General features: G+C 67.2%; 23 protein-coding genes, 4 tRNA genes and 1 pseudogene. 19 read left to right on the top strand and 9 right to left on the bottom strand.

Annotated elements, in window-relative coordinates:
• The first annotated feature begins 1 nt into the window (after position 1).
• From AC3ANK_RS10990 to AC3ANK_RS10910, 17 genes and pseudogenes are all read left to right on the top strand, one after another.
• Positions 2 to 445, top strand: a complete 444-nt coding sequence (locus tag AC3ANK_RS10990; protein ID WP_206860838.1) for an ExbD/TolR family protein — start codon at positions 2 to 4, stop codon at positions 443 to 445.
• The gene (gene msbA / locus AC3ANK_RS10985) at positions 442 to 2,190 is read left to right on the top strand and encodes a lipid A export permease/ATP-binding protein MsbA (protein WP_484171162.1); all 1,749 of its coding nucleotides are present in this window, start codon (positions 442 to 444) and stop codon (positions 2,188 to 2,190) included. Before AC3ANK_RS10990 ends, msbA begins: the two co-directional genes overlap by 4 nt.
• A gap of 52 nt (positions 2,191 to 2,242) precedes the next feature.
• Positions 2,243 to 3,280 carry a tetraacyldisaccharide 4'-kinase gene (gene lpxK, locus AC3ANK_RS10980; protein WP_484171161.1) on the top strand — a complete coding sequence of 346 codons (1,038 nt, stop codon included), beginning with the start codon at positions 2,243 to 2,245 and terminating at the stop codon, positions 3,278 to 3,280.
• Complete coding sequence (kdsB, locus tag AC3ANK_RS10975; protein ID WP_206860836.1) at positions 3,277 to 4,050, top strand: 3-deoxy-manno-octulosonate cytidylyltransferase; 774 nt, start codon at positions 3,277 to 3,279, stop codon at positions 4,048 to 4,050. The genes lpxK and kdsB overlap by 4 nt, the downstream gene beginning before the upstream one ends.
• Positions 4,043 to 4,537, top strand: a complete 495-nt coding sequence (locus tag AC3ANK_RS10970) for a low molecular weight protein-tyrosine-phosphatase (RefSeq protein ID WP_206860835.1) — start codon at positions 4,043 to 4,045, stop codon at positions 4,535 to 4,537. Before kdsB ends, AC3ANK_RS10970 begins: the two co-directional genes overlap by 8 nt.
• Positions 4,538 to 4,731: 194 nt before the next feature.
• Positions 4,732 to 6,633: an excinuclease ABC subunit UvrC gene (uvrC, locus tag AC3ANK_RS10965; protein WP_484171160.1), complete on the top strand. Its 1,902-nt coding sequence runs from the start codon at positions 4,732 to 4,734 to the stop codon at positions 6,631 to 6,633.
• Positions 6,630 to 7,196, top strand: a complete 567-nt coding sequence (gene pgsA, locus AC3ANK_RS10960; RefSeq protein WP_206860833.1) for a CDP-diacylglycerol--glycerol-3-phosphate 3-phosphatidyltransferase — start codon at positions 6,630 to 6,632, stop codon at positions 7,194 to 7,196. Before uvrC ends, pgsA begins: the two co-directional genes overlap by 4 nt.
• 153 nt (positions 7,197 to 7,349) lie before the next feature.
• Positions 7,350 to 7,425: transfer RNA gene (locus tag AC3ANK_RS10955), tRNA-Gly, on the top strand.
• A gap of 101 nt (positions 7,426 to 7,526) precedes the next feature.
• Positions 7,527 to 7,600 (top strand) — tRNA-Cys (locus AC3ANK_RS10950).
• Between the two features lie 93 nt (positions 7,601 to 7,693).
• Positions 7,694 to 7,780: transfer RNA gene (locus AC3ANK_RS10945), tRNA-Leu, on the top strand.
• A gap of 55 nt (positions 7,781 to 7,835) precedes the next feature.
• A complete protein-coding gene (locus AC3ANK_RS10940) occupies positions 7,836 to 8,567 on the top strand; it encodes a hypothetical protein (RefSeq protein ID WP_484171159.1) in 732 nt (243 codons plus the stop codon).
• A 97-nt stretch (positions 8,568 to 8,664) separates the two neighbouring features.
• Complete coding sequence (locus AC3ANK_RS10935) at positions 8,665 to 9,492, top strand: tyrosine-protein phosphatase (RefSeq protein ID WP_484171158.1); 828 nt, start codon at positions 8,665 to 8,667, stop codon at positions 9,490 to 9,492.
• A gap of 107 nt (positions 9,493 to 9,599) precedes the next feature.
• Positions 9,600 to 10,274, top strand: a complete 675-nt coding sequence (locus AC3ANK_RS10930) for a polysaccharide biosynthesis/export family protein (RefSeq protein WP_484171157.1) — start codon at positions 9,600 to 9,602, stop codon at positions 10,272 to 10,274.
• Positions 10,256 to 11,647 (top strand): annotated as a pseudogene (locus AC3ANK_RS10925) (GumC family protein); the annotation flags it as partial. The gene AC3ANK_RS10930 and the pseudogene AC3ANK_RS10925, both read left to right, overlap by 19 nt.
• Positions 11,624 to 12,418 (top strand): CpsD/CapB family tyrosine-protein kinase, encoded by a 795-nt coding sequence (locus AC3ANK_RS10920; RefSeq protein WP_484172868.1) that lies wholly within the window; start codon positions 11,624 to 11,626, stop codon positions 12,416 to 12,418. The pseudogene AC3ANK_RS10925 and the gene AC3ANK_RS10920, both read left to right, overlap by 24 nt.
• Before the next feature lie 43 nt (positions 12,419 to 12,461).
• Positions 12,462 to 13,607, top strand: coding sequence for a tetratricopeptide repeat protein (locus AC3ANK_RS10915; protein WP_484171156.1), 1,146 nt, complete (start codon positions 12,462 to 12,464; stop codon positions 13,605 to 13,607).
• Between the two features lie 305 nt (positions 13,608 to 13,912).
• Positions 13,913 to 15,187 carry a nucleotide sugar dehydrogenase gene (locus tag AC3ANK_RS10910; protein ID WP_484171155.1) on the top strand — a complete coding sequence of 425 codons (1,275 nt, stop codon included), beginning with the start codon at positions 13,913 to 13,915 and terminating at the stop codon, positions 15,185 to 15,187.
• A gap of 10 nt (positions 15,188 to 15,197) precedes the next feature.
• Here the strand turns inward: AC3ANK_RS10910 and arsC are convergent, their stop codons facing one another.
• Both arsC and AC3ANK_RS10900 read right to left on the bottom strand, forming a co-directional pair.
• Positions 15,198 to 15,551: an arsenate reductase (glutaredoxin) gene (gene arsC, locus AC3ANK_RS10905; protein ID WP_206860827.1), complete on the bottom strand. Its 354-nt coding sequence runs from the start codon at positions 15,549 to 15,551 to the stop codon at positions 15,198 to 15,200.
• Between the two features lie 79 nt (positions 15,552 to 15,630).
• Positions 15,631 to 15,705 (bottom strand) — tRNA-Val (locus tag AC3ANK_RS10900).
• Positions 15,706 to 15,833: 128 nt separating this feature from the next.
• Between AC3ANK_RS10900 and AC3ANK_RS10895 the strand changes: the two genes are divergently transcribed.
• Entirely contained in the window at positions 15,834 to 16,463 is a 630-nt protein-coding gene (locus AC3ANK_RS10895) for a response regulator (RefSeq protein ID WP_484171154.1), read from the top strand.
• 15 nt (positions 16,464 to 16,478) lie between these two features.
• Here AC3ANK_RS10895 and AC3ANK_RS10890 read toward each other — a convergent pair whose 3' ends face one another.
• The 3 genes from AC3ANK_RS10890 to AC3ANK_RS10880 all read right to left on the bottom strand — a co-directional run bounded on the left by AC3ANK_RS10890 (position 16,479) and on the right by AC3ANK_RS10880 (position 18,368).
• Positions 16,479 to 17,333: a tetratricopeptide repeat protein gene (locus tag AC3ANK_RS10890; protein WP_206860825.1), complete on the bottom strand. Its 855-nt coding sequence runs from the start codon at positions 17,331 to 17,333 to the stop codon at positions 16,479 to 16,481.
• A gap of 122 nt (positions 17,334 to 17,455) precedes the next feature.
• Positions 17,456 to 18,082 carry a TetR/AcrR family transcriptional regulator gene (locus AC3ANK_RS10885; RefSeq protein WP_484171153.1) on the bottom strand — a complete coding sequence of 209 codons (627 nt, stop codon included), beginning with the start codon at positions 18,080 to 18,082 and terminating at the stop codon, positions 17,456 to 17,458.
• Positions 18,083 to 18,110: 28 nt separating this feature from the next.
• Positions 18,111 to 18,368, bottom strand: a complete 258-nt coding sequence (locus AC3ANK_RS10880; RefSeq protein WP_206860823.1) for an acyl-CoA-binding protein — start codon at positions 18,366 to 18,368, stop codon at positions 18,111 to 18,113.
• 150 nt (positions 18,369 to 18,518) lie between these two features.
• Here AC3ANK_RS10880 and AC3ANK_RS10875 point away from each other — a divergent pair, with 150 nt between their 5' ends.
• Positions 18,519 to 20,513: an SDR family oxidoreductase gene (locus AC3ANK_RS10875; protein ID WP_484171152.1), complete on the top strand. Its 1,995-nt coding sequence runs from the start codon at positions 18,519 to 18,521 to the stop codon at positions 20,511 to 20,513.
• 278 nt (positions 20,514 to 20,791) lie between these two features.
• Here the strand turns inward: AC3ANK_RS10875 and AC3ANK_RS10870 are convergent, their stop codons facing one another.
• The 4 genes from AC3ANK_RS10870 to AC3ANK_RS10855 form a co-directional block, all read right to left on the bottom strand.
• Positions 20,792 to 21,757: a restriction endonuclease gene (locus AC3ANK_RS10870; RefSeq protein ID WP_484171151.1), complete on the bottom strand. Its 966-nt coding sequence runs from the start codon at positions 21,755 to 21,757 to the stop codon at positions 20,792 to 20,794.
• Between the two features lie 203 nt (positions 21,758 to 21,960).
• Complete coding sequence (locus tag AC3ANK_RS10865) at positions 21,961 to 22,557, bottom strand: phasin family protein (RefSeq protein WP_484171150.1); 597 nt, start codon at positions 22,555 to 22,557, stop codon at positions 21,961 to 21,963.
• Between the two features lie 84 nt (positions 22,558 to 22,641).
• Positions 22,642 to 23,409, bottom strand: coding sequence for a type 1 glutamine amidotransferase (locus AC3ANK_RS10860; protein ID WP_484171149.1), 768 nt, complete (start codon positions 23,407 to 23,409; stop codon positions 22,642 to 22,644).
• Positions 23,410 to 23,459: 50 nt separating this feature from the next.
• A complete protein-coding gene (locus tag AC3ANK_RS10855) occupies positions 23,460 to 24,326 on the bottom strand; it encodes an EamA family transporter (RefSeq protein WP_484171148.1) in 867 nt (288 codons plus the stop codon).
• Between the last annotated feature and the right edge of the window lie 163 nt (positions 24,327 to 24,489).

Here is a 24,489-nt window from a genome sequence, read left to right as displayed (position 1 = left end):
GATGCGTATCCGCGACCACCGCGCCGACGACGAGCCGCACATCGATCTGGTGCCGCTCATCGACGTGATCCTGGTGCTGATCATCTTCTTCGTCGTCACCGCCACGTTCGACGCGCGATCGGTGCTCAAGCTCGAACTGCCGCGCGCGACCGGCGAAGCCGCCAACGACACGTCCAAGGCGTTGATCGTGCTGGTGAACGCCGACGGCCGCTATTTCGTCGACGATCGCGAAGTGCTGCGCAGCGATGTCGAATCGCTCAAGAGCACGATCGCGGAGGTCGCCGGGAGCGACCGTGATCGCCCTGTCATGCTGCGCGCCGACGCGCGCACGCCGTACCAGGCCGTCGTCACCGTGTACGACGCACTCGGCCAGCTCGGCTTCCGAAAGGTGATGAACGCAACCGCGCCGCAGACGCGCGAAGCCGCCGCGGAGGCTTCGAGGTGAGCGACGACGTGTCGCCATGGAAGACGTATCGCCGGCTGCTGCATTTCGTCACGCCGTACCGCGGCGTGCTCGTGATCGCGCTGTTCGGCATGCTGATTGAGGCGGCGGCCGCGGGCGCGTTCACCAAGCTGATGAACCCGATCGTCGACGAGACGTTCGTCACCCGCAATCCGAGCGTCAACCTCCTGCTGCCCCTGGCGATCGTCGGCATCTTCATCGCACGCGGCGTCGCGGGCTACCTCACCGACACGTTCATGGCGCGCGCCGGCCGCAGCATCGCGCGTGACCTGCGCGTGCAGGTCCTTGGCAAGTACCTGCGCCTGCCGGGCCTGCGCTTCGACACCGAGCCGGTGTCCTCGATGCTCACGCGCCTGGGCTCGGACAGCGACCAGGTCGCTCAGGCCGCGATCGACGCGGCCAAGGTGATGCTGCAGCAATCGCTGCAGGTGCTGGTGATGCTGGGCGTCATGCTCTACACGAGCTGGCGCGTGACGCTCGCGGTACTCCTGCTCGGTCCGTTGCTGGCGTGGACGATGGACAAGGTCGGTCGCCGTTACCGCCGCATCGGCCATCGCATCCAGGAGAGCGGTGCGCAACTGCTGCAATCGGCCGACCAGGCGCTGTCGAATCACCAGGAAGTAAAGGTCTACGGCGCGCAGGCCACCGAGCTGTCGCGTTACAGCGGCCAGGCGAACCACCACCTGCGCCTGAGCCTGAAGGTCGAATCCACGCGCAGCATCTCCTCGGCGATGGTGCAGCTGATGGGCGCCATCGGGCTGGCGATGCTGCTGTTCTTTGCCGGGCGCGAAGCCATGCAGGGCCGCCTGACCGCCGGCGAATTCGTGAGCCTCATGGTCGCGATGCTCGCCGTGATTCCCGCGCTGAAACAGCTCACCAACGTGCAGGGCATGCTGCAGCGTGGCGTCGCGTCGGCCGAGCGCCTGTTCGACGTGATCGACACGCCGGACGAGATCGACACCGGAACGCTCCCGCTCGAACGCGCACAGGGCCTGCTCGAATTCCGCCACGTCACCGCGCGCTATCCCGGCCAGGCCGAGCCCGCGTTGTCCGACATCACGTTCGAGGCGCGCCCCGGCACGGTCACCGCGATCGTCGGCCGTTCCGGCAGCGGCAAGTCGACGCTGATCAAGCTGATTCCGCGCTTCTACGACGTCGAGAGCGGGGAGATCCTGCTCGACGGCCATCCGCTGCAGGATTACCGGCTCGCCGACCTGCGCCGCCAGGTCGCACTCGTCGGACAGCAGGTGATGCTGTTCGACGGCACCATCGCGGCGAATGTCGCGTACGGCGAGATGCAGACGGCCGATGCCGCGACGCTCGAACGCGCGGTGCGCGGCGCCAATGCGATGGAGTTCGTCGAACGCCTTCCCGAAGGTTTGCAGACCGACATCGGCGCCAAGGGCGGCCGGCTGTCGGGCGGTCAGCGGCAGCGCCTGGCGATCGCGCGCGCGATGCTGAAGGACGCGCCGATCCTGATCCTCGACGAAGCCACCGCGGCGCTCGACACCGAATCCGAGCGCCTCGTGCAGGGCGCGCTCGAGACGCTGATGCCCAACCGCACCACGCTGGTGATCGCGCATCGGTTGTCGACGATCGAACATGCCGACCAGGTGCTGGTGCTGGACCAGGGCCGCATCGTCGAACGCGGGACGCACGCGCAGCTGCTCGCGATGGGCGGGCTCTACGCGCACCTGCATCGCATGCAGTTCCGGGAAGCCGAATGAACACGGGTTCGATGAAGACCGGCGCGGTGACGAATCAGAAGGGCAGGGCACGGTGAGCAAAGGCCCGGTGAATCCTCCGGCGTACTGGTACGGCGACCTGCCGGTGCCGGTCGGCGCGCGCCTGCTGTCGGGCGTGTACGCCGCGCTCAGCGGCTTGCGTCGCGGCGCGTATCGCAAGGGCTGGTTCAAGCGGCGCCATCCGGGCGTGCCGGTGCTGGTCGTCGGCAATCTCACCGCCGGTGGCGCGGGCAAGACGCCGCTGACGATCGCCCTGGTCGAACGCCTGCGCGCGGAAGGCTGGAACCCCGGCGTCGCCAGTCGTGGCTATGGCCGCAGCGATGCCGGGACCGCGCGATGGGTCGACACGCGCAGCGACGCCTCGGAGTCCGGCGACGAACCGGTGCTGATCGCGCAGCGCACCGGCGCACCCGTGCGCGTGGACAAGGACCGCGCCGCTGCCGCGAAGGCGCTGGCGGACGCGGGTTGCGACCTGGTCATCTGCGACGACGGCCTGCAGCACTACCGCCTCGCACGCGACATCGAGATCGAAGTCGTCGACGGCCGCCGCCGTTACGGCAACGGCCGCCTGCTACCCGCCGGCCCGTTGCGCGAACTCCCCGAGCGCGCGCAGGACTGCGATTTCCGCGTAGTGAACGTGGGCACCGGCGGCGCCGACACCGGCTTCGGCGAATGGTCGATGCGGCTGCTCGCCGACGCGGCCGATCCCATGCTGGGCGGACGCGCGCGCAAGCTTGGTTCGTTCTCCGGCCAGCGCGTGCATGCGGTCGCCGGCATCGGCGATCCGGAGCGCTTCTTCGCGACGCTGCGCGACTTCGGCATCGCCGTCGTGCCGCATGCATTTTCGGATCACCACCAGTACCAGGCCGAGGATGTCGAATTCGGCAGCCGCGAACTGCCGGTGCTCATGACCGAGAAGGACGCGGTCAAGTGCGCCGCCTTCGCCGACGATCGTTTTTTCAGCGTGCCGGTGCGCGCGGAGCTGCCGGAGGCCTTCTGGGTAAGCCTGCTCGACCGCGTCGCGGCGAAGGCATCGCACTACCGTGGCGCACCAGGAAACACGACCGCATGAACACGCCCGATTTCGTCGTCGCGATTCCGGCGCGCTACGCCGCCAGCCGCCTGCCGGGCAAGCCGCTGCGCGCACTGGCGGGCGAGCCGCTGGTTCTGCACGTCGCGCGGCGTGGGCTCGCGGCCGGTGCGCGCGAGGTGTGGATCGCCACCGACGACGACCGCATCGCCCGCGCGCTGGACGGCGCGGGGGTGCGTGTGGCGATGACCTCGCCCGATCATGCTTCCGGCACAGACCGCCTCGCCGAATGCGCCCGCCTCGCCGGCTGGAGCGACGAGACGATCGTGGTGAACCTGCAGGGCGACGAACCCTTCGCGCCGGCGGCCGGCATCCGCGCGGTCGCCGAGCTCATGCGCGCGGGCGATACCGAGATGGCGACGCTGGCCGCGCCAGTGAACGACGTCGAAACCCTGTTCGATCCGAACGCGGTCAAGCTCGTCCGCGGCGAGGACGGCCGCGCGCTGTATTTCAGCCGCGCGCCGATCCCGTGGCCGCGAGACGCCTTCGCGCGCGATCGCAGCCGCATGCCGGAAGGCGGGCCGTGGCTGCGCCATATCGGCATCTACGGCTATCGCGCCGGCTTCCTGCAGCGCTTCGCGGCGCTGCCGCCGGGGCGGCTGGAGGCGATCGAATCGCTGGAGCAACTGCGCGTGCTCGAGGCCGGCTTCCGCATCGCCGTGGGCATCACGCCCGCGCCATTCCCGCCCGGCGTCGACACGCCCGAAGACCTCGCCCGCGCCGAAGCCTGGATTTCCGCCGGCCATGGCTGAGCCCGTCCGACTTCTCGTCGTCTGCCTGGGCAACATCTGCCGCTCGCCGGTCGCCGAGGGCGTATTGCGCGCACGCATCGCCACCTCGACCCTGGCCGGGCGCGTGGAGCTGGATTCTGCCGGGACCGGCGACTGGCACGTCGGCGAGCCGCCGGACCGGCGGGCGATCGCGAATGCCGCCGGCCACGGCGTCGACATCGCCGGCCTGCGTGCGCGCCAGTTGTCCGCATCGGATTACCGCCGCTTCGACTGGCTGCTCTGCGCCGATCGCGCCAACCTGCGCGACGTGCGGGCGCGCGCGCCGGCCGATTCGCACGCGCGCATCGCGCTGCTGCTGGACTGGGCGGGCGTGGAGGACGAAGGCGAGATTCCCGACCCGTACACCGGCGGTGCGTCGCAGTTCGAGCATGTCTACCAGCTGTTGGATCGCGCCGCCGACGGGGTCATCGCGCGATTGCGCCATGAATACCCGTCGCGCCTGGGCTGAACGCGCGTTTCCAGTCGCCTGTGACCGACACGGACACGTCCGGAACGGCCTTTCGCCTTGCCCTGTCGCATAATCGGCCCCATTCCTGAGCCGATGTTCATGACCGCCATTCCCGCCATCGTCCCGTCCCACGCCGCCACCGCGCGACGCGTCCGGGCGTGCCCCGGCCCGGGCTGTGCAGGGCCCGCGCATTCATGAGTCGTGACGCCGCACCGGCCTTCGACGGCAAGGCCTTCGTCAAGCACCTGAGCACCGCGCCCGGCGTCTACCGGATGATCGCGGCGGACGACAGCGTGCTCTACGTCGGCAAGGCCGGCGCGCTGAAGAACCGCGTTTCCAGTTATTTCAACGCGACGCCGAAGTCGGCCCGCATCATGGCGATGCTGGCGCAGACCGCGCGCATGGAAGTCACGGTGACGCGCACCGAGGCCGAAGCGCTGATCCTGGAAAACCAGCTGATCAAGTCGCTCAAGCCGCGCTACAACGTGCTGCTGCGCGACGACAAGAGTTACCCCTACGTGCTGATGACGCAGGAAGCGTGGCCGCGCATCGCCATGCATCGTGGGCCGCGTGCGATTCCCGGCCGCTATTTCGGCCCGTACGCGAGCGTTGGCGCCGTGCGCGACACGCTCAACCTGATGCACAAACTGTTCAAGCTGCGCAGCTGCGAGGACAGCGTGTTCCGCAACCGTTCGCGGCCGTGCCTGCAGCACCAGATCGGACGCTGCAGCGCGCCGTGCGTCGGCCTCGTCGCCGCGCGCGATTACGCCGAAAGCGTGCGACGTTCCGGACTGTTCCTCGAAGGCCGCAGTGATGAGCTCAGCGAGGAACTCGTCAAGTCGATGGAAGCGGCGAGCGTGCGGCTCGACTTCGAGGAAGCCGCACGCCTGCGCGATCTGGTGCAGTCGATCCGCAGCCTTCAGGCGCGGCAATACGTCGACGGCCGCGCGGCCGACCTCGACGTGCTGGCGATCGCGACGCACGGCGTCACCGCGTGCGTGCTGCTGCTCGCGTTCCGCGACGGTCGCAATCTCGGCACGCGCGCGTTCTTCCCGAAGACCAACGGCAGCGAGAACGCCGAGGAAGTGCTGGCCGCATTCGTTTCGCAGTACTACGGCGAGCAGACGCCGCCGCGCGAGATCGTGCTCGATCGCGACATTCCCGATCGCGAACTGATCGAACATGCGTTGTCGAGCACGTCCGATCGCCGCGTGCAGATCAAATGCAACGTGCGCGCCGAACGCGCCGGTTACGTCGATCTGGCCCGTCGCAACGCGGAACTGGCGCTCGCCGCCGAACGCACCAGCCACGCCGCGCAGCACGCGCGCGCGGACGGACTGCGCGACCTGCTCGGCCTGCAGGCGCTGCCTTCGCGCATCGAATGCTTCGACATCAGCCACACCATGGGCGAGGCGACCGTGGCCTCGTGCGTGGTGTTCGACGCGCAGGGGCCGGTGCGCTCGCAGTACCGCCGTTTCAACATCGCCGGCATCGAACCGGGCGACGATTACGCCGCGATGCACCAGGCGATCGAGCGCCGCTTCCGCCGCGCGGTGGAGGAGGGCGGCGTGACGCCGGACATCCTGCTGATCGACGGCGGTGCCGGCCAGGTGGCACAGGCGAGGGCGGTGCTGGACGACCTGGGCGTGGAAGGCGTCGCGCTCGTCGGCGTGGCGAAGGGCCCCGAGCGCCGCCCGGGCGAGGAGGAACTCCTGCTTCCCGACGGACGGACCGTGCGTCCGGGCGCCGAGTCGCCCGCCCTCCAGCTGGTGCAGCAGGTCCGCGACGAAGCGCACCGTTTCGCCATCACCGGCCACCGTGGCCGCCGCCAGAAGGCGCGCAACACCAGCCGGCTGGAAGACATCGCCGGCATCGGCCCGCGCCGGCGCGCTAACCTGTTGCGGCATTTCGGCGGACTGGGCGGGCTGAAGGCGGCGGGAATCGAGGAAATCGCACGCGTGGACGGCATCAACGAAGCGCTCGCCGAGCGCATCTATGCGACCCTTCATGGCCTGGACTTGCCCGATAAACCTCTCGAACGGCCCACGCAACCGGAAGCACCCGAACCCACCAGCAACGCACGGAGCGAAGGATGAAGTTGACCGTACCCACCATGCTGACCTTGCTCCGGATCATGCTGATCCCGGTGCTCGTGCTGGTCTTTTACCTGCCCTACAAGTGGACGAGCTTCGCGGCCGCTTTCATCTTCGCGTTCGCGTCCATCACCGACTGGCTCGATGGCTGGATCGCGCGCCGCTACAACCAGTTCTCGGCGTTCGGCGCGTTCCTCGACCCGGTGGCCGACAAGCTGATGGTCGCCATCGCGCTGCTGCTCACCGTGCAGAAGCATCCGACCGTGTGGATGGCGTTGTGGGCGGCGGTGATCATCGGTCGCGAAATCGCGGTATCGGCGCTGCGCGAGTGGATGGCCGAACTCGGCCAGCGCGCCACCGTGAAGGTCGCGACGATCGGCAAGATCAAGACCATCGTGCAGATGGTGGCGCTGGTGTGCCTGCTGTACCAGGAACCGTTCCTCGGACTGAACATTTTCCTGATCGGTGAATGGTTGCTGGCTGCTGCGGCATTGCTGACGCTGTGGTCGGGATTTGCCTACCTTCGTGCAGCGTGGCCGGTATTGCGCGAAGACGCGCGTTCATAGAGAATATGCGCATCGCGAACGCCGACGCGTTCGATGATCCGACCGGGAGATGGCAGCCCGATCGGCGGTTCGGGAAGCCCGGTGACGGGGCCTCCCACGGAGTGAAAAAGGTGTTGACACTTTTCATTCCATGCCTAAAATGTCGCTTCCTCAGCGGGAATAGCTCAGTTGGTAGAGCACGACCTTGCCAAGGTCGGGGTCGCGAGTTCGAGTCTCGTTTCCCGCTCCAGTTTCTGACAAGGCCCCGTTCTCGGGGCCTTGTCGTTTCAGGCCCCCATGCGTGAACGGGGCTGGAATATGAAAGAATCCGGCCAGCGGATTCGAGTCACCGGCCTGGTGGCAGAGTGGTTATGCAGCGGACTGCAAATCCGCGTACGCCGGTTCAATTCCGACCCAGGCCTCCAGCAAGACGAGCCCGACCGAAAGGTCGGGCTTTTTCTTTGGCGTCGTCCATGCAGCCGACGCATCGCCGTCGCGTAAGCTACGCACGCGCTCCAGCCCGGATGGCGGAACAGGTAGACGCAGCGGACTTAAAATCCGCCGGCCTCGCGGCCGTCCCGGTTCGATCCCGGGTCCGGGCACCAGTCGAAAGAGGCGCATCAGGATTTTCCGACGCGGAATCGGACAATTCCCATGGCTGTGGCGAACGCCGCTTCCTACCATTTCGACATCGCGAGCGACTCCGCCTGCGTGTCCGTACCGCAGGAACTTCCCGGCGGGTTCCCATCGATCGTTCCCGGCGCTCCCATCCGGCGTGCCGAGCATGCATTGCCGATGCTCACACTCCTTCGTACACGACGCCTACGCGCGGAGCGCGAATCCGCGGCACGATACCTCGGCCCCATCCGACGGCAGATCCGCACGACACCGCTGGCGGCGCCGCCGTCTCCTTGGCGCGTGTCGGGCGTGTTCGCGGTGCCGCAATTGGATGCCATCGGGTTCGATCGCGACAGCGAACTGCTGCTGGTTCTTTCGCGTGACGGCCGGGGCGTGATCGATTGCGCCACGGGCGAAAAGATCGCACGCAAGAGCGGCACGCAGCACGATGCCAAGCCGACGCACCTGCTCCAGGCGAAGGGCATCGGTCCGCTCGAACACACCGATATCGTCATCGCAGGCCGAAAGGGCGGCGGTTTGCCGCGCGCCACGCACGATGGCTGGTCGCTGGAACTGGTCACGCTCGAATGGCCGACGCAGGAAGTGCTGCTGGTGCCGCCCGGGAGCGCGTTGTTCGTGTGCCATGAAGACGAAGACGCACGGTTCGTGCGCATCGAGAGCGACCCGGAAATCCACGCGTGCGGATTCTCATACTCCGGGGACAGTCTGGTGATCGCCGCCGGCGACGATCTGACGATCTACCACCGCGGTTGATCGGCGTCGCATCGCAGCTGGCTGATACTTTCTCGCGCACCGCCGATCGCATCGCGGATCCGTCGCTAGACTCCGGTTCAGCCACAGGATCCACGCGATGTACGACCTGCACTGCCATCTCCTTCCAGCGATAGACGACGGTCCGGTCGATCTCGACACCGCACTGGAAATGGCGCGGCTAGCCGTCGCCGACGGCATCACGACGATCGCGTGCACGCCGCACATCTACCCGGGCGTCTACGAGAACACGGCGGACGGGATCCGCAGCGCAATCGAACTGTTTCGGAGCGAGCTTGCCGGGAACGGCATCGCCCTGACCCTGGTGGAAGGCGCGGACGTTCATCTCGCGCCCGATCTTGCCGATGGCATTCGCAATGGACGCATTCCCACGCTCGCAGCCTCGCGCTATCTGCTGCTCGAGCCTCCCCATCATGTCGCTCCGCCTCGCTTCGAGGAAGCGGTCTTCCAGCTCATGTCGCAGGGCATCGTGCCCGTCGTTACCCATCCCGAGCGATTGAGCTGGGTGGATTCGCACTTCGACGTGTTCGCGCGGCTTGCCGAACGCGGTGCGTGGATGCAGATCACCGCGGGTGCGCTGACGGGGCGCTTCGGTTCGCGGCCGCGGACCGCCGCCGAGCGCTTCGTGGGCGAAGGGTTGTGCATGATCCTCGCCACCGACGCGCATCATCCGCGACGACGCCCGCCGTTCCTCATGGAAGCGCGCGAAGCGGCGACGCGTCTGGTCGGGCGGGAAGAGGCCGAGCACCTGGTGGTGACGCGGCCGGCGGGAATCGTGCAGAACCTTCCGCCTGGCGATCTCCCGCCCGCGCCGTCCATCAACCTTGCCACTGCGAGGCGCGCGAGTGGAGGCGGTTCGCAAGGTGGATTGATCTCGCGGATGCTCGGTCGCTGGTCGCGCGTCTAACGGGCACGCGTAGAAAGAGTCTCGGTCCCGGTACGGCGGTGCGTCAGGAGCGAACACGATAATAGCTGGCTGCCTTCAGTCAGTTCAGGTGTCGGGTGTCGAGCTCAATGTTCCGCGCAGGTGTCGTGTGCCTGCTTCTGTTGTTATCCGCATGCGCCGCGAACGGAACGCCCGGTGCGGCTTCATCGCTGCCCGAAGCCGACCCGGTCACCGAGGCCCTGGGCCACAGCGAGTACCGCATCGGGCCGAGCGATCTCCTCGCCGTGACGGTCTTCCAGGTGCAGGACCTCAATCGCGAAGTCCGCGTGAACAACGCCGGCCAGATTTCGCTGCCGCTGATCGGCGGCGTGGAAGTGGCCGGACGCACCGTTGGCGACGCGGAGCAGGAGATCGCGGGTCGCTATCGCGACCGCTATCTGCAGAACCCGCAGGTGAGCGTTTTCGTCAAGGAATTCTCCAGCCAGCGCGTGACCGTCAGCGGCGCGGTGAAGAAGCCGGGGATCTATCCGATGAGTTCGCGGTTGACGTTGCTGCAGTCGCTGGCGCTCGCCGAAGGTTTGAATGATGTCGGCAGCGAGCGAAACGTCCTGGTGTTCCGAACGGTCGATGGCGAACGTCAGTTCGCACGCTTCGACATCGCAGCGATCAGCCGCGGGGAGGATGCGGACCCGGCCGTCTACGGCGACGACCTGATCATCGTGGACACGTCGACGGGAAAGCAGACCTTGAAGACGCTGATCCAGTTGGCGCCCTTCGTGGCCGTGTGGAGGGCATACCAATGAGCACGATCGTCGAATACTCCACGCCTGCGGAGGGCCAGGAGGACCACATCGACCTCCTCGAATACTGGGGCATCCTGCGCCGGCGTTGGCGCCTGTTCGCCGGGACTGCGATCGCGACTGTGTTCCTGGCGCTGGTGTTCACTCTGCTAGCGACGCCGTCGTACCGCGCCGGAACGACGTTGCAGATCGAGCGCGACACGATGAAGGTGGTTTCGTTCGAGGCGATCGAGCCCACCGAATCACCGCTCGACCGCGACTTCTATCAGACGCAGTACGAATTGCTGAAGAGCGAGTCGTTGGCCAAGCGGGTCATCGAGGACCTCAGGATGGTCGCCGAACCGACGTACGAGAAGTACGTCGAGGCAGCAGACGAGGATGCGGAGGAGCGAGCCGACGGCAAACCCGTGAACAACAGTCTGCGCCGGCAGCTTCGTGAGGACGCCGTCGTGAAGCCCGTGCTAGAAGCGCTTTCCATCGAACCCATCCGGAACTCGCGTCTGGTGCGCGTGAACTTCGATTCGCCCGATCCGGGCTTGTCGGCCAAAGTCGCCAATGCGTACGCCACCGCATTCATCGCCAGCAACCTGGAGCGAAGATTCCAGGCGTCCTCGTATGCGAAGAAGTACCTGGAAGAGCGCCTCGCGCAGCTCAAGGACCGGCTGGAAGATTCAGAGCGGCAGGTCGTGGCGTTCTCCGCGCAGGAGCATATCGTCTCGGTCAGCGACGACAAGCCATCGCTCGATGCACAAAGCCTGAGCGACCTCAATGCGGCGCTCGCCACGGCCCAAGGCGCGCGGATGAAGGCGGAGGCACTCTGGCAACGGGCCAGCGAAGGCGACGGCATGGCGTTGCCGCAGGTGGTCGGTAACCTGCTGATCCAGAAGTTGCGCGAACAGAAGGCAGCGATGGAGGCGAACTACCAGAACTCGCTGGCGACGTTCAAACCCGACTATCCGAACATGAGGCAGCTGCAACAGCAGATCGCCGAGGCGAACCGGCAGATCGCGGCCGAGGTGTCGAATATCCGCCAGGCCGTGAGAATCGACTACGAAGCGGCGCTTGCGCAGGAGAACCTGCTCAAGTCGCGTATCGACGCGTTGAAGGGCGACGTGCTGGACCTGCAGGAGCGGTCGATCCAGTACAACATCCTCAAACGCGAGGCGGAGAAGAATCGTCAGCTCTACGACGCGCTATTGCAGCGGTACAAGGAAATCGGTGTCGCCGGCGGTATCGGTGCGAACAACATCTCCGTGATCGACGTGGCGACGCCTCCAACCAAGGCGAGCTCGCCGCGCAAGTTGTTGAACCTTGCGATCGGGCTGGTGCTCGGCGTGTTCCTTGGCGTTCTCGTGGTGTTCGTGGTGCATTACCTCGACAACACGGTGCGCGATCCGAAGGCACTGGAGGCGGCGAGCGATCTCGCGGTACTCGGCGCCATCCCTCGACTGGCCGACGGTGTGACGCCGCAGGAGGCCGCGTCCGACCTGCGGTCGGCGTTCTCGGAGTCCTATCGCTCCGTTCGCACCGCGTTGCAGTTCGCGACCGCCCACGGGCTTCCGGGCACGATGCTGATCACCTCGGCTGGTCCATCCGAAGGCAAGAGCACCACCGCGCTGGAACTCGCGCAGAACATCGCGCAGCTCGGCAAGCGCGTGTTGCTTATCGACGCGGATCTGCGTGGTGCATCCGTGCACAGGAGCACGGGGCTGTCGGCCGCAAGAGGCTTGTCCAGCCTGCTGTCCGGCGCCTGCGGACTGGATGAGGCCGTGCAGTCCTGGCGCAATGGTGCGCTCAGCGTGATCACCTCCGGCCCGCTGCCGCCGAATCCGCCCGAGCTGCTCGGCGGAGATGCACTTCCGAAGCTTCTGGCCGAATTGCGCGAACACTTCGACGTCATCGTCCTGGATGGCCCGCCGATCCTCGGCCTTGCCGATGCGCCGCTGCTGGCCAACCACGCGGAAGCGACGATGATCGTCGTCGCGGCCCAGGCCACGCGAATCGATGCGTTGCAGGCTTCCATCCGCCGCCTCCAGTTTGCACGCGCACGGGTCATTGGTGCGGTGCTCACGCGCTTCGACCTGGAGGCCGGCGAAGAGCATTACGGCTACGGGTACGGCAACCATGCCTCGCCGAAGGCGAGATAACGGCGCACGTGCAGGGGCGTCGCCGGGCCGGATTCTCCTTGGCTTGGCGGCGTCTGCTCTGCTGGCGTTCGGCGGTTGGTGCCTGCTCCGCGTCGATACGCAGTATGGACCGGCGCTCGGTCCGGATCGGATACTTGCCGATGCTGGCAACCTCCGGCCGACCATGATGGAGGCGCGTGCGCATGCGGCGCTTCGCGATCGTCCCGTCGACGGCACCGCCTTCCGCATGCTCGGCATTGCCGCCGCCCGACGCGGTGCAAGCGAACGCGCACAGGAGCTGTATCGCATCGCCGTCCGGCGGGATCCGCGCGATTGGCAGGCGCACGCGTTCCTGATGGACGAGGCTTTCAGGCGCGGTGCGGCGGGTGAGGGTATCGAGCATCTCGATGCCATCCTGCGCGTCGAACCCGGCCTGGGCGAAGCCCTGTTGCAGGCACTCGCGCCGGACCTTGACGACGTCTCACTCAGAACCGCTCTCGTCGACAGTCTTGTAGCCGATCCACCATGGACGGGACGCATGATGTCGATCCTGATGGCTCCTTCGACCGATCCGGCCATTGCGGCCGAGGTGATCGAGGATCTGTCCACACGTCGGCCGCTGGCCCCTCTCGAGCGTTCCGCGCTGATCGACACATTGGCGCGCGCTGGCCGGCCGAGCGCGGCACGCACCACCTGGCTGCAGAGCCTCGGGCCTCGCGAGCGTGCGCTGGCCGGAAACGTGTTCGACGGCGACTTCGAAGAGGCTGAGCCAATCGCGGGTGAGTTCGCGTGGAGCTGGGACGGCGGGCCCGGCGTCGACATCTCGTTGGAGCGTGGGAGTGCCGCATCGGGAAGACAATCGCTTCGCATTGATTTCAGCGGCCGCGCGGTTGTCCTGCACGCGCCTTCGCAGCGCCTGGCGCTGGTTCCGGGGCCGTACACGCTGAGCGCCGCGTTCGATGACGGGACGAATGCGCCAAGACCTTTCTCGCTTGTAGTGGGGTGCGCTTCGGGTGCCGAGCTCGTACGCGTCGATCTGTCGGGCGGTGCCAAAGACACGTGGAAGCGCGTCGATCAGTCGCTCGAAGTCCCCGCCGACTGCAAGCAGCAATGGATAGGGCTCTCGCTCCGGTCACGATCGTTGGCGGATACGCAGATCGCTGGAGTCCTGCGTTTGGATGGTATTGCAATCAGAAATTCTCTCCGCTGATCGTCCGCGTCTGTTAATCGCGGTCAGAGATACGGTGCCAGTCTGCTAGCGCTGTTCCGGTCCATGACGAGGGTCGCATTCTTCGCCCTGTGCATAGGCGTGTCCGTTCTGATCGAACTCGCGCAGGCTGGACTCCCGCATCGCACCCCATCAGCAGCGGATGCGCTTGCAGGTGTATTCGGCGCCTGCTTGGCATGGCTCTGGATGAGCCGGGACGAGTAGCTGCTGCCCGCCCTCTGCGACGGATATGATGGCTGGCGGCGGTCCCTTCCCAAGTGGGACTGCGATCTTGCGGAGGATGGTGGATGGGGCTCAACGAGTGTCGAATCGCGGTCATCGGCCTGGGGTACGTGGGCTTGCCCCTGGCCATCGAGTTCGGTCGATCCCACCCGACCATCGGCTTCGATATCGACCTGTCGCGCGTCATGGAACTGCGCGGCAAAATGGATATCAATGGTGAAGCCGATGCGGCCGAGATCGCGTCGGCAACCAGTCTGCAGTTCACCTCGGAGCTCGCACTTCTCCGCGACTGCAACGTCTTCATCGTCACAGTCCCCACCCCCGTAGACGAACACAAACGCCCCGACTTCCGCCCCCTGATCGAGGCCAGCCGCACCATCGGCACCGTGCTGAAGAAGGGCGATACGGTGATATACGAGTCCACCGTCTATCCGGGCGCGACCGAGGAGATCTGCGTGCCGGAACTCGAGCGCGCGTCGGGGCTGGTGTTCAACCAGGATTTCTTCGTCGGCTACAGCCCGGAGCGCATCAATCCGGGGGACAAGCAGCGCAAGCTGGTCGACATTCCGAAGGTGACGTCGGGGTCCACGCCGGAGACGGCTGCGTTCGTCGATGCGCTGTACCGCAGCATCATCAAGGCCGGGACGCACAAGGTGTCCAGCCTGCGCGTGGCAGAGGCGTCCAAGGTCATCGAGAATACTCAGCGCGACGCGAACATCGCGCTGGTCAACGAGTTCGCGCTGATCTTCCAGCGGCTCGGGATCGATACGACCGAGGTGCTGGAAGCGGCCGGGACCAAGTGGAACTTCCTGCCGTTCCGGCCCGGACTGGTGGGCGGGCACTGCATCGGCGTGGATCCGTATTACCTGATCCAGAAGGCGCAGGCCGCGGGGTATTACCCGGACATCCTGCTGGCCTGCCGGCGCATCAACGACGCGATGGGCGAGCATGTCGCGACCGATGTGGTGAAACTGATGATCCAGCGCGACATCGCCGTCGCGGGGGCGCGCATCCTCATCCTGGGTCTCACGTTCAAGGAGAACTGCGCCGACCTTCGCAACACGCGCGTGGTGGAGCTGGCGCAGAAGTTCGGCGAATACCGCGCGAAGGTGGACATCCACGATCCGTGGGCCGACGCGGGCGAGGCGCGCGCCGCCTATGGGATCGAGCTGGTCGCCGAGCCCGAGCGCGGCGTGTACGACGCCATCGTCCTGGCCGTCGCGCACGACGAATTCCGGAAGCTCGGCGCGACCGGCGCCCGTGCCTACGGTCGGCCGCAGGCGCTGCTTTACGACATCAAGAGCCTGTATCCGCGCGACGAGGTCGACGCCCGGCTCTGACCGGAGCGCGCTAGTCGAGCAGCTCCAGCACGCGTTCCGGCGGGCGGCCGATGATGGCGCGCCCGCCGTGCATGAAGATCGGACGTTCGATGAGGCGCGGATGGGTACTCATCGCCTCGATCAGCGCCGACTCCGGCAGGGATTCATCGGCGAGGCCGAGCGCCCGGTATTCGTCCTCGCCGGTGCGCAGCAGGGCGCGGGCGGGGACGCCCAGCATGTCGAGCAGGCTCCGCAACTCGGCCGGGGAGGGCGGGGTTTCCAGATAGGACACGATCCCGGGCTCGATGCCGCGTTCGCGCAGGAGTTCGAGTGCGCCGCGCGATTTCGAGCAGCGCGGATTGTGGTACAGGCGCGTTCCGTTCATCTGGGCCTCCGGTTCACATCGGGAGCGGGTCGGATCGGAAAAAGCAAAAGGCCGGCTTTCGCCGGCCTTTGCCTGAAACTGGTGGGCGGTACAAGTTTCGAACTTGTGACCCCTGCCGTGTGAAAGCAGTGCTCTACCGCTGAGCTAACCGCCCGTAAGGGCTGCGCAGTATAGCGCAAAGAGGCGGGAGGTTGGCAACACCCCTGTCCGATTGGGACTCTTCCTCATCACAATCAGAATATTCCGCTTACACCGGCCCTTGCGGTCAAGGAAACTCGCGGAATGATCCGCACACTCCTTGTGGACGACCACGCGATCGTCCGGGAAGGCTTCAAACGCCTTTTCCACAATACGGGCCGCTACGAAGTGGTCGCCGAAGCCGCCGACGCTGCGCAGGCGCTCGAGATCGTCCGCATCCGTCCCATCGACGTGGCGGTCATCGACCTCAGCCTGACGACCGCCGAAGGCGGCCTCGTCCTGCTGCGCACGCTCGGGAAGAAGTTGCCGCAGGTGCGTCGGGTCGTCGTCAGCATGCACAGCGATCCGGGCGTGGTGCTGCGGGCGCTGGACGAAGGCGCCCACGGGTACGTGACCAAGACCGCCGCGATCGCGGAACTCGTGACGGTGCTCGACCGTGTGATGAAGGGCGACGTGGCGCTGAGCAGCGACGTCGGGCAGGCGGTGGACCGCCCGCGCGATTTCGGCCTGACCCCGCGCGAACTGGAAACCCTGCGCGGCCTGCTGTCCGAGCTGCCGCCCAAGGCGATCGCCGCCGACCTCGGCATCAGCGTGAAGACCCTGTACCGCCACCGCACGAGCCTGATGGTGAAGCTGGGGGTGCGCACCTTGCCGGCGCTCGCCCGCGTGGCGCGGGAGCGGGGCTACCTCGGGATGCTGCATCCGGAGCTCTGACTCCCGGCACCCAGGCTATTCCAGCTGCGATGCCGCGTAGTCCGCATCCAGCGCTTCCATCGCGTCGAGCGGCTTGAGCCTGGCCGCTTTCTCGTATTCGGCGGCGGCTGCATCTTCCTTCTTGTCGCCGTGCAGCAGCATCAACACGTTGCCGTGTTCGATGTGGGCGATCGGCGAGTCGGGCGTGAGCTTGAGCGCCGTTGCGATGTGCTTCTCCGCTTCCCCGGCTTTCGCGCCGTAGGTCAGGCCGCCGATCATCGCGCCGACCTTGCCGATGATTTCGGCGTGGTAGAGCGCCATCGCGGTGTGCGCCTCGGCGTGCTTGGGGGAAAGATCCAGCGTGGCTTCCAGCGCCCCGCGGACCTTGCCCGCAATCCCGGCCTTCAGCGCCTTGGCGATGCTCAGTCCCTGGCTGTAACGGCCCAGCGCGAAGGCGTAGCGGTAATGGCTGTTCGCTTCATCGGGTAGCGCCTTGATGGCCGCTTCGGCCAGCTTCGCGCCCTGTTCGAACCGCCGCAGGCGCTCCTCGTCCGCGTGGACCAGGTACGTCGTATGGATGCCGAGTGCCTTCACCGCCACCGAGGCGCCGATCGGCCCTAGCGCCACCCCCGCGTCGTACGCGACCTGGAAATCGCCGCGATGGAAGGCCCGCCAGGCGTCCTGCAACGCCGCAGCAAGCGAATCGGCTTCCATGCCTTTTGGCGCCGCCTTGCCAGCGGCGGCCAGGAGGGTGGCCGCGCGTCGCGCGTCGGGGTAGGGCTCCGCGTCGCCGGCATGCAGCTTCGACCAGGCTTTTTTCAGGCCCTCGCCGGCGTAGGCGAAGCTCCTGGCATCGTGCGGAAAGGCGGCCCAACTGGACTTCGCGGCCATCGGCGGTGCCTCTGTGCGGGTCGAGCGCGCAGCATCCCGCCTGCGCCCGGGGGCTGGCAAGGGGGGCAAGGGGCGAGACGGGTGTTCCTGCGGGTGGAGTGGGCAGTGAGACGAGGTGCCTTTCAGTCCAGATACGCCCGCGTCAGCGTATTGAGATGCACCCGTTCCGCATCGCGAAGGAACGGCGCCAGCAGCATCATCACCTGCACGATGCCGTCGCGGATCGCCGCGTGTTCGTCCTTGTCGCCGCGTGCGGCGGCGTAGTTCAGCCAGAAGGTGGCGATGACCAGCACGTTCGTCGCCGTGGCGGCGAGTTCGTCCTTCGACGCACGCATGATTCCCGCCTGCACCAGCCCGCGCATCACCGTATGCGCCTGGTCGTTGGCGCGTCGCAGGATGCGCGCGAAGCGCAGCCGCAGGCGACGGTTGCGGCTGAGGATCTCCACCAGGTCGCGATGCAGGAAGCGGTAATCCCAGATGCATTCGAACACCAGGTGCAGCTGCAGCCAGATGTCCTCCAGTCCGGGGAGGCGGCCCTGCGGCGCGGCGAGCGCGGCGTCCATGCGCTCCTCGAAGCGCGCGAACAACTGCTCGATGATGTCGTCCTTGTTGCGGAAGTGGTAGTACAGGTTGCCCGGGCTGATCTCCAGCTCGTCGGCGATGTGGTTGGTGGTGACGTTCGGTTCGCCCAGGGCGTTGAACATCGTCAATGCGCTGTCGAGGATGCGCTGGCGTGTCTGCTTCGCCATCGGTCGTGTCGGGCGGCTGCGGCGCGTGTCAGGCGCGCAGCTTTTTCACCAGGTCGATGTACTTCTGCTTGGCATCGTCGCTGCACATGCCCTTGAGCTTCGCCCAGGCCTCGTACTTGGCGGTGCCGACGAAATCGAAGAACCCCGGCTTCGGCCCGGCGACGTCGCCTTCGGAGCCCTGCTTGTAGAGCGCGTACAGGCGCAGCAGGGTGTCGTTGTCGGGGCGCTCGGGCAGGCCCTGGACGTCCTTCGCGGCTTGTTCGAAAGCGGACTGCAGGTCGGCCATGGCGGCGGCCCTCCGGCGAGGCGGGATCGTGGCCGGAATTACCTCACGCACCGTCGGGGTGGTCAATACGGCGGGGAATTGTGACGGAGCGGGGCCTCTGGCAACGTAGGAGCCACGCCGCGCGGCGGACACAAGGTCGGGGAGAGGGCAATGAGCTACTTCGTCACCGGTGCCACGGGTTTCATCGGCCGCTTCCTGGTCGACCGGCTGCTCCGCCAGCGCAAGGGCACGGTCTACGTGCTGGTGCGGAAGGATTCGCGCAGGAAGCTCGACGCCGTCGCGAAGAAGATGGCCTGGGACATGAAGCGCGTGGTCCCGGTCGAAGGCGACATGACGCAGGAAACGTGCGGCGTCTCCGCCGCACAGGTGCGTGCGCTGAAGGGCAAGGTGAAGCACTTCTTCCACCTCGCGGCGATCTACGACCTCACCGCCAAGCCGGAGGCCCAGTACGCGGCCAACGTCGACGGCACTCGGCATGCGCTGGATCTCGCGGCGGCGCTGGAAGCCGGCGTGTTCCACCACACCAGTTCGATCGCCGCCGCCGGCCTGTATCCGGGTGTGTTCCGCGAGGACATGTTCGACGAAGCTGAGGGACTGGACGATCCCTACCTTCGCACCAAGCACGACTCCGAAGGGCTGGTCCGGCGGGAAACGCGCGTGAAATGGCGCATCTATCGTCCCGGCATGGTGGTCGGCCACTCGCGCACCGGCGAGATGGACAAGATCGACGGCCCGTATTTCTTCTTCACCTTCCTCAAGAAACTGCGCGAGATGCTGCCGCCGTGGATGCCGATGCTCGGCCTGGAAGGCGGTCGCATCAACATCGTGCCCGTGGATTACGTGGTCGACGCGATGGACCACATCGCACACAAGCCGCGCCTGGACGGCCACTGTTTCCACCTGACCGACCCCGAGCCGTTGCGCGTGGGCGAGGTGCTCAACACCTTCGCGCGCGCCGGGCATTCGCCGGAGATGGCCATGCGCATCGACGCGCGCATGTTCGCCTTCATCCCCGGCAGCGTGCGCGGTGCGGTGGCGAACCTGCCGCCGGTGCGGCGTTTCGTCGGCATGCTGCTGCGCGATTTCAAGATCCCCAAGCAGGTGTTGAAGTTCCTCGCCTACCCGACTCGCTTCGACAATCGCGAGGCCGAGCGTGCGCTCAAGGGAAGCGGCATCCACGTGCCGGCGCTGGACACCTACGCGTGGCGGCTGTGGGATTACTGGGAACGCCACCTCGACCCGGACCTGTTCGTCGACCGCAGCCTCAAGGGCAAGGTGCGCAACAAGGTCGTGGTGATCACCGGCGGTTCGTCGGGCATCGGCCTGGCGACCGCGCAGCGCGTGGCCGAAGCCGGCGCGATCACGATCATCGTCGCGCGTGGCGAGGAGGAACTGTTCAAGGCCCGCGACGACATGAACGCTGCCGGCGGCAAGGTGTTCGCCTACACCGCCGACCTGGCGGACATGGACGACTGCGACCGCCTGGTGAAAACCGTGCTGGAAGAGCACGGCCGTTGCGACGTGCTGGTGAACAACGCCGGACGCTCGATCCGTCGTTCGATCGAGCTCAGCTACGACCGCTTCCACGATTTCGAACGCACGATGCAGCTGAATTATTTCGGCAGCCTGCGCCTGATCATGGGTTTCCTGCCCGGCATGACGCAGCGCCGGAAGGGCCACATCATCAACATCAGCTCGATCGGCGTGCTCGCCAATTCGCCGCGTTTTTCGGCCTACGTGGCGTCGAAAGCCGCGCTGGACGCGTGGAGCCGATGCGCGCAGGGCGAACTGTCGGGCAAGGGCATCTGCTTCACCACGATCAACATGCCGCTGGTGAAGACGCCAATGATCGCTCCGACCCGGATGTACGACAGCGTGCCGACGCTGACGCCGGAAGAGGCGGCGGACCTGGTGATCAAGGGCATCATCGAACGCCCCAGCCGCATTGCGACGCGCCTGGGCATCTTCGCTTCGGTGGTGAACGCACTGGCCCCGAAGGCTTACGAAGTGATCATGAGCACCGCCTTCGAATTGTTCCCCGATTCCGCCGCCGCGCGCGGCGACAAGCAGGCGCTGAAGGGCGAAGTCGCGCCGAGCAGCGAGCAGATCGCGTTCGCGGCGCTGATGCGTGGGGTGCATTGGTAGCGCGGTCGATCGACGGACCAACTGACCATCGTCATCCCGGCGAAGGCCGGGATCCAGGCTGAGGGCACCTCAGCATCGTTGCCGGTCTTGTGGCTCTTGTAGCCTTTGTAGCTCTTGTAGCCCGGGTAAGCGAAGCGCACCCGGGTAGTGCGCGAAATCCCCGGGTGCGCTTCGCTTACCCGGGCTACAAAAGCCTTGTCACACCGGCGATCGGGTCGCATCCCCCACCGCCGACCCTCACCCCGACCGCTCTTCCGGAGGAGAGGGGCTTCAAGGCCTCAGTACGCCCGGCACTGCAGGAACCGCACCTTCCGCTCGCTCGCCGCCGGCGGCTGCAGCTGCAGGCGCGAGGCGCGCAGCGCGTCGTAACGCGCGAGGACGTTGCAGACCTCGTGCACGTCGTGCTGGTCCACGTCTTCGCGCTGCTGGATCACCAGCGTCGAACTGGTCGACCACATCACGCGTTCGACCCACGGCAGCGCGGCGATCGCGTGGATCACTTCGCCGCGTTCGAACTGCTCGCGGTTCGGGTCGGCGGGAGCGGCGAGCGACGGATCCGCAACGGGAACCTGTGGCCCAGTCGAAGCCGGTTGCGCCGGCGTGGGCGCGGCGGGTGCCTCGACCGGCGTCGCCGCCGCCGGGTCGTCCTGCATCAGCGCCGGCACGAACCCCGCCGCGACGCCCAGCACCAGTGCCCCGACCCACGCCAGCGCGGTCTCGCGCACGCTGCGCCGGCGTGCGTTGGCGGTGAGGTCGTCACGCAGCGAGGCCGGCAGCATCGGGCCGACCAGCGCCCACAGCGCGTTGCCGTCGAACAGTTCCAGGCCATCGGCTGCCTTGCGTGCGTCCGCGTCGATGCGCGCCGGCGTGGCGAGCAGGCCGCCGGCGGCTCCGTTGAAACGTACCGAGTCGGCCAGTTCGCGCACCGTCGCCACGCCCAGACGCGAACGCGCGGCGGCCAGCTTGCATGCCAGCAGCCAGGTGCGGCCATCGCGTCGCAGGCGCAGTTCGGCCTGCGGGCCGCGTTCGAGCGTCTGTTCGATCGATTCGGCTTCGAAGCCCCGCGCCTGCAAGGCTTCCACCACCAGTCGCGAGAACTCGCGCCAGCGCATGTCGGCCAACGCGCCGATGCCGGCGGCGGTCTCCTCCTGCCTTCGACGCACCAGCCACAGCCACGCCGTCGCGGCGGCGCCCAGCAGGACGGTGATGAGGAGCGCGATCGTCAGGGAAAAGCCAGCCAGCATGCACAGCCCGGAAATGTCGGAGGCTGGCGACTATACGACAGCGGCGTGGCGCCCCGTGTGGCGCGGATCACGTGCGCCGGTTGGCTGCGCGCAAGAGAAAGCCCGCCAGTCCGAAACCGTAAGGGGAGGGGAGCATACGGAAGACGCGGACTGGCGGGCTTGTCGGTGTCCGGCGAGAGGGCCGGGCCTTGAAGCGGTAGGGATCAGGTCGTCGCGCTGGATCGCGCGCGCGTCGCCTTGCGTGGCGACTTGCGCGCGGCCGGCGCCTGCGTCGCCTGCCGGCTGGCGGTGGCCTTCCGGGCCGGCGACTTGCCGGCGGGCGACTTGCGTGCAGCGGCGGTGCCGCCCTGGCGGCGCAGTTCGGTCGTGAGCGCATCGACGCGGCGACTGAGTTCGTTCAGATCGTCGCGACCGGGCACGCCCAGCTTCACCAGCGCACGCTGCACGCGATCCTCGAACACCTTTTCCAGGCGATCCCAGGTGTCCGCCGCGCGTTCGCGCGCCTGGCCCACCTTCGAGCCGACCGCGTCGCGCATCGCGTCGGCCTGGCCGCCGGCGAGGCGGCGTGCGGTCTGTTCCAGTGTCGTGCCTTCCTTGATCAGCGCATCGAACAGCTTCGTGCCTTCGGCCTGCGCGCGCGAGAACGCGCCCACGCCGGCCAGCCAGATCTGCTGCGCCGATTCGCTCAGGCTGCGCGAGAGCTGGTCGGCCTGCTGCTGTTCGGTCCGCGTGCCGGTCTTTTTGCGCGGGCGTGCGCCCTGTGCCGTGCTGGTGCCGGCCGCTTTCTTGAACTTCGCCATGCGGGGTCCCTCGATGGGAGTGGCTGGGGTCCGGTCACCTTCGCGCCCGGCTCTAGAGCTTTCACACCAAGCCCGCGCGGGAGTTCAGACCCACTCGCGCGAAGGCAGCGTGATCCGCCGCTGCGGCCGGCCGACCAGATCGAGGAAGCGGTTGAACACCTCGTCCGCCCGCGCCTGCATGCCGGCGATGTGCTCGTGCGTGTGGCGCCGGATCGCCTCGACATCGGCACGCGCCGGATCGAGCCCGCCCAGTTCCGCCAGTTCCTCGCGATACGCCGGATTGCGCAGCCAGCGTTCGATCAGCGCCTCGTCCATCTCCAGGTGGAACTGGAAGCCGTACGCGTTCTCGCCATGGCGGAAGGCCTGGTGCTCGCAGCCGGAGGTGCTGGCCAGGTGCGTGGCCTCGCGCGGCACCTCGAAGCTGTAGCGATGCCACTGGAACACCTGCGCCATGTCGCCCAGCGGCGAAAGCACCGGATCATCGCGGCCGGCGTCCGTCGTTCGCAGCGGATACCAGCCGATCTCGGGCGCCTCGTGCCGCCGCACCGGCGCGCCGAGCACGTGCGCGAGCAGCTGCGCGCCCAGGCAGATGCCGAGCACGGGCTTGCCCTGTTCGAGCATGCGTTCGATCGCGCGCAGTTCGGTCTTCAGGTGCGGTCGCCGCGCCTGGTCCTCGACGTTCATCGGCCCGCCGAGCACGATGAGGCCGCGATAACGGTCCACGTTCGGCTCGAAATCCGGCTGCCGCTCGAAATTGGCGAACCGGATGCGGTGCCCGCGCCGGCGGATCAGCGGATCGAGCGTGCCCAGCGGTTCGGCGGCGACGTGCTGGAAGACGAGCAGGCGGGGCATGGTGGAGCGGGGCGGCGGGGCGGCGTTCGACTATGCCAAATCCGCCGCCGCTACGCGCGCGGCGCCATCGCGATGAGCGCGATGGCGACCAGTGCCAGGACGATCGCCGCGCGGTTCCATCGGCTGGTCTTCTCGCCGAACGCGAACACGCCCACCAGCGTGCCCAGCACGACCACGCCGATGTTCATGGCCGCGAACACGACCGACGGGCTGTCCGGCAGCGCCTGGTGCGCGCGCACGTAGAAGACGATGTTGCCGAAATTCAGCAGTCCGAGCAGCAGCCCGCCGCCGAAGTTTCGCCATGACAACCGCGTGCGCCCGCGCAACTGGCGCACGAGTTGCGTGGCGAACATCAGCGCGAAGGCGATGGCGAACGCGGCCTGCAACGCCGCCATCGACGGCGTGCCCGCCAGGGCGATGCGCTTGAGCATCACGTCCACCAGCGCGAAGCCGATCCAGACGGTGAGCAGCAGGAGCCAGCTCCGTCGTTCCGCGCCGACAGGCGCGGGTTCGGGCCGCGCGACGATGCCGGCGACGGCCACCAGCCCCAGCGCGAGGCCGAGCAGCCGCAGCCCGTCGGCCCGTTCGCCGAACAGCGTGAACGCTGCCAGCAGCGACAGCAGCAACGACAGTCGCTGCGCCACGTCGGTTCGCACGATGCCCGCCGCGCGCACCGACGCGCCGAGCACGAGGAACAGCGACGGCAGCACCACCGCGAGCCCCAGCAGCGCGGCCCATGGCGTGTCGGGATGGGTGAGGCTGTGCAGCGGCGGCCGCAGCAGCCACGCGCACAGCGCGCCGGCGGCGAGATAGTTCCAGGTGACCAGTTGTCCGACATCGAGCCGCGCCCGCGGCGCGAGCTTGAGCAGCACCGAAACGAGGACGCTGCACAGGGCGCTGAGGAGGATCAGGTGCATCGGCGCTTCGGAGGTTCCGTGATCGACGGCGGGCGAAGGATGATGCCATCGAAGGAATGAGGGGCTGAGGGGTGTGCGGACATCGCCATCAGGGACGCGTCAGAAGCCGCCCGTCCCAGATGGACTCGTCCCCACATCGACCGTCATCCCGGGCTTCGCCGGG

The organism is Lysobacter sp. SCRH-1R (genome assembly GCF_057747855.1).
This window is presented reverse-complemented; position numbering and strand designations above follow the sequence as displayed.